The organism is Streptomyces sp. NRRL S-495 (genome assembly GCF_000966955.1).
GTDB lineage: Bacteria > Actinomycetota > Actinomycetes > Streptomycetales > Streptomycetaceae > Kitasatospora > Kitasatospora purpeofusca.
The window spans coordinates 1-2,464 of sequence record NZ_JZWY01000407.1 but is presented as its reverse complement, the minus strand read 5'-3'; the positions used below and the strand labels follow the sequence as shown (position 1 = coordinate 2,464).

The following is a 2,464-nucleotide window of genomic DNA, read 5'->3' as shown; positions in this document are numbered from 1 at the left end:
GCCCGGGGCGCTGCTGTGCGACGCTGCGCGGCAGTGGAGGTCTCGTCCGGTACGACCGGACCGGGCCAGTCTAACGGCGCCCGCCGACCCCTCGGCCCGGCCCCCGCGCGGGATGCACGTGTCAAGTTCGTACCGATCGCTTACAAGCGGGGTATGGGCCCTGCCGGTCCGACAGAGGCGGTGGCTACGATGATTGAGGCGCCGTCCGTCCCGATGGGCGGACGGTTCTGCCGGATCGATCTGATTGATCTGTCGATCCGATCGACCTGTACGGCCGGTAGGACCGAGTAGTTGACGGTGTGTCGCGGTGCGGCGACCCGCGGGGGCCGCGTCGCGAACGGGGGAGAGGTGGATTGCTGTGCCAAGCGAGGCTGGACCGGGCGGCGCAGGCTGGGCCGAGGGCCCCAACGGCGAGGTGAAGCCGTGGACGCTGGACAACAGTTGGATCGGCCGTGTGGTCGGCCAGGTCCAGGTCGACGTCAGTGCCACCGCGCTGGTGGCGGCGTTCGGGTCCAAGGACGTCAAGATCGAGCTCGACACGCTCACCAACTTCAAGAAGAAGGTCGACGCGCTGCTGGCCTCGCTGGAGGGCTCCGAGGCGGCGCAGCACAAGATCAAGGAACAGAAGCTGCACGCCGGGAACCTCGGTAGCGGCTTCCACGAGTCCGCCGACCTGATCGCCGCGTACGAGAAGACGCACGCGGCGATCGCGCAGCTCTCGAAGTCGTTCGCGGATCAGATCGACAAGATGAGCAAGGCGGTCGCGCAGACGGCGGGCAGCTACGGCAACAACGAGGAGCACCAGACGGCGGCGGTCAACGCGGTCGCGAAGAACGCGGACGGCGGGCCGGTACCCAAGCAGGGTGGCGGCGGGGGCTTCGCGTGACGGTCCGGGGAGCGAGTTTCAGCGATACGGGGAGTAACTGATGGCAGGCGGGACGAACTTCGAGGGGATCCAGCACGTCCAGCTCAAGTCCATGGTGGCTGGCAGCGATCCGTCCAGGGTGACCGGTCGTGGCAACCAGCTGAAGGCCGCCGGGCGCGTGCTGGACGAGCTCAGCAAGGCACTGGCCGCCCACGTGACCCAGATCCAGTGGGAGGGGCCGGCCGCTGAGAACTTCAAGTCGTGGGCCGGTGACCTGCACAAGTCGGCGTCCATGATCAGTGAGTACTCGAAGGGCGCGGGCGACGCCATGGTGCAGGCCGGCGAGGCCCTGAGCACCGCGAAGACCGGTGTGCCGGAGGTCCCGACCAAGGACATCGACATGGTCAAGCGGCACTCCACGCAGCCGTGCCTCAAGCCTTCGCCGTTGAGCATCGCCGGCTTCGGCAACCCGTCCGTGTCCACCGACGCGATCATGAAGAAGGAGGACCCGACCTGGGTCTCCTCCATGGAAGCCTCGGCGGCGCAGAAGCGGGTGGACACCGCGCACCAGGAAGCCATCCACCAGATGGAGAAGCTGGGGCAGGCGTACGAGGCGGCGACGACCAAGCTGAACTCGCTCACGATGCCCGAGCTTCCGGGAGCCGGCGGCGACAAGGGCGGTGTAGGCAGCAGCGAGGACGTCTGGGTCGGCGGTGGGGGAGGCAGGACGGGATCGGGCGGTTCGGGCCGCACGTCACGGGCAGGGACCGGGCCCGGTTCCAGCGGCTACAGCCCGCCCTCCGGCGGCGACCGGAGCGGCGGCGGTTCCGTGACGCCGCGTCCGCCGGTGCTGGTGACGCCCGGACCGACCCCGCCGGGGAACGTCACGCCGCCGCCGCGGCGCGGCACCCCGGCGCCGCTGCCGGTCGACCCGACTGTGCCGGGACCGGTGCCGACGGGACCGACGCACCCCGGGGACCGTCCCGGCACCGGGCTCGACAGCCTGCCGACGGTACCGACGCTGCCCGGCCCGACCGGACCGGTGGGTCCCGGGGGCGGTCCTGTGCCGGTGCACCCCCAGGGCGGTGGTCCCGGGTACCCGGTTACGCCCGGTGGCGGGCCCGTCGGGTTCCCCGGCGGAGGGCCGATCCCGTTCGGCGGGACCGGTCCGTTCACCGGTGGGACCGGTTCGCTGAAGAGCGGTGGGGGCCCTGTGCCCCCGAGCCGGACCGGCACCGTCGGGGGCAATCTGCCGACGAAGAACGGTGGTCCGGGCGCGAGCAACGGCGGCACGGTCTTCGGGGCACGCGAGGCCCAGGGCCGGTCCGGCGGGTCCGGTGGTGGCGGCTTCGGCGGTCCGGGTGGCGGGATGCACCAGGGTGGCGGCCACGGCGGTGGCGCGGTCGGCGGCTCGCGCGGTCGGGGCTACAGCTCGACCGGCGGCGGCGTGGTCGGCGGGGTGAAGGGGCCGGTGGCCGCCGGGGAGTTCACCCCGGGCGGCAGCGGCCTGCGCAACCGGGCGGCCGCAGCCGGTGCGGCGTCCGCCGAGGGCGCGGCGCGGCCGGGCCAGAACGGCATGATGGGCCCGGGTATGGCGGG

General features: G+C 72.2%; 1 protein-coding gene and 1 pseudogene. Both read left to right on the top strand.

Annotated features, from left to right (window positions below; translation table 11 throughout):
- Nucleotides 1–358: 358 nt before the first annotated feature.
- Entirely contained in the window at nt 359–886 is a 528-nt protein-coding gene (locus tag VR45_RS42535) for a hypothetical protein (protein ID WP_159394295.1), read from the top strand.
- A gap of 40 nt (nt 887–926) precedes the next feature.
- Nucleotides 927–2,464 (top strand): annotated as a pseudogene (locus VR45_RS21400) (hypothetical protein); the annotation flags it as partial.